Source organism: Citrobacter sp. wls757, assembly GCF_005280935.1.
Taxonomy (GTDB): Bacteria; Pseudomonadota; Gammaproteobacteria; order Enterobacterales; family Enterobacteriaceae; genus Citrobacter; species Citrobacter portucalensis.
Map to the genome: position 1 here is coordinate 160557 of NZ_SZWU01000076.1, position 2428 is coordinate 162984.

Sequence of the window (2428 nt, forward strand, 5' to 3'; positions counted from 1 at the left end):
TTTCGGCGTCGTCATCATCTTCTCTGACTTCTTTTAACTGCTGCTGAGCGGAGTGATCTTCGCCCAGTAAAGTGCTGGTGGCGTCTACATTGGCTTCAATTTCATGAAAACCGTTCGTTTTTAGCCAGTCCGGTTGGATACTTTTCGTCAGCCAGGGAACATTGCGCTGAGCCCACAACAACTCACCGCTTTCGTTATAGATCAGCGACATTGTTGGGCTTTGCATATCGAGATTTTCAGGCAGCTCGACGTTTATCTTGCCGTTTTCCCACTTTGCCAGGGTATAAAACAGATTACTTTCACCCCGCAGCAGGCGAAACGTTGTCTTATCAAAGCTGACGCTGTAGCCCACCAGAGCAACCATGCCGTAGGCCAGCGAGAGCACTAATACAACGCCTGCGGTTGCCAGTAAAAAGCGCAACCGTAGCGATAGCGGGAAAAAATGACGCAATAGTTTATTCATTAGCGCAGTTCAAAAAGATATCCCTGACCACGCACGGTGGTGATGACGTCGTCCGGATATTGCGCCTGAATTTTCTTACGCAGACGTCCCATTAGAACATCAATGGTGTGACTTTCGCGCAGTTCGGCATCCGGGTAAAGCTGCAGCATGAGCGAATCTTTGCTGACCACTTTGCCATTATTACGGATGAGCGTTTCCATAATGGTGTATTCAAACGCAGTGAGCTTGATAACTTCATCATTGACGGATAACTCGCGTCGAGAGAGGTCCACCTGAAAAGGCGGAAGGGAGATAATTTGCGATGCCAGACCGCTGTTGCGGCGCATCAGTGCCTGCATGCGCGCAGCCACTTCTTCGATGTGAAACGGTTTGGTGACGTAATCGTCAGCACCGGCGCTGAGGACTTCCACTTTATCCTGCCAGCCTTCGCGTGCGGTTAATACCAGAATCGGCAGCGAAACCTCATTACTGCGCCAGCGGCGGATCAGCGACAAACCATCTTCATCGGGGAGTCCTAAATCAACGATCGCGATATCCGGCAGATGTTCATTCAGATAATAGTCCGCTTCCTTCGCATCTTCTGCATCATCCACCTGATGCCCTAAATCCTGTAACTGAACCTTGAGGTGGTGGCGTAATAAAGCATTATCCTCGACAACCAGTACGCGCATCATCGTTTCTCCCTAAAATAATGGTATGAATAGTTTAACGCTGATTATGTGGATTGAAAGCAGCGCTATGAAATTAAATAACTTTTCTCATGCTCCCCTGCCCGTGGGGGCGCCCTGGGGGCAGTGCCGTTGGCATCTGATTGTTCAGCATGTTGACCTGATCCTGGTTCATGTCGCCAATCCACTTGGAGTAAACCTCGTACACCATGCGCGCATCTTCATGTCCCATCTGACTCGCTATGAATGACGGGTTCGCTCCGGCCATCAACGTCCAGCATGCGTAGGTATGCCGTGACTGATAAGGATTCCTTTCGCGGATATTTGCAAGTTTAGTGCCTCGCTTCCAGCCATAGGCAATCGAGTTCTTGGAGAAGTAACTGCCTTTTTTTGACGAATATGCTGTCGGTGAAAAAACGAAGCGAAGAGATTGCTGCTCAGTTTTTCCGATCTCCCGATGGTGAAATCGAATTTCTTGCTTCGGATTAGCGCCGGTGACTTCGTATTGTTCCTTCAGTGCATCCAGAGCAGGTTTAAGCAACGTTATCGTCCTTATTCCGGCATCTGTCTTAGGGGGTACAAATACTCGCTTATTCGTCAAACTTCTGGATACGTGGATTTCACCTTTTACCAAATCAATGTCTTCCCATGCCAGGGCGCATATCTCGCCCGGCCTCATCCCCGTATGTACGGCAACAATAATGATTAATGCCTGGCTACGGGGAAGGGCGGCTATCAGAGCCTGGTACTCATGAAGTAAAAGTGGGTCGGGATCATTTTTAGATAACTTGAGTCGCGACACTCCTTCATAAGGAGCATGCAATATAAACTGGCTTCGGTTTGCGAGCTTAAGCATTTCTGATAAAACTGCCATCTGTTTATTGACTGTTGAGGGCGCGCGGCCCTGCCTGGTCAGATTCGGCATTGCCGGGTTAATAATTGTCCCGATCAATAACTCCTTTCGGTAATGCAAAATATCGGCATGCTCAATATCTACCAGACGGGTATTTTCTCCGACTACACGCAGTAACGTATTTACGACCGAAGTAAGCGATAGCAGTGTTGCACCAGATACCTCTAAGGCTTTGGTGTCTGTAAAAAAATCACTTAGTTCTTTAAACGTGGTAATTTTTTTGGTTGTGATGAACTTCTTAAGCGCTTTGGATTCCGGGAAACGTTCCGCATAGTCGAACTTACCGAGCTGTATTTCACTTGTTATGAGCGCACGAAGATTTCCAGCTTTTTTGATGTTGCTGCTGTTCACCGTCCAGCCGCGAAGGACTTCGCGGCAACGTTT

2 protein-coding genes and 1 pseudogene are annotated in these 2428 nt (G+C 48.3%); all 3 read right to left on the minus strand.

Annotated elements, in window-relative coordinates; all coding sequences use genetic code 11:
* A pseudogene (locus tag FDW94_RS24595) lies at positions 1-463 on the minus strand (two-component system sensor histidine kinase PhoQ); the annotation flags it as partial.
* Positions 463-1134, minus strand: a complete 672-nt coding sequence (gene phoP, locus FDW94_RS21250) for a two-component system response regulator PhoP (RefSeq protein WP_003846709.1) — start codon at positions 1132-1134, stop codon at positions 463-465. The gene phoP and the pseudogene FDW94_RS24595, both read right to left, overlap by 1 nt.
* Positions 1135-1207: 73 nt before the next feature.
* Positions 1208-2428 (minus strand): tyrosine-type recombinase/integrase (locus tag FDW94_RS21255; protein ID WP_249358662.1); only part of this gene is annotated, 1221 nt, incomplete at its 5' end.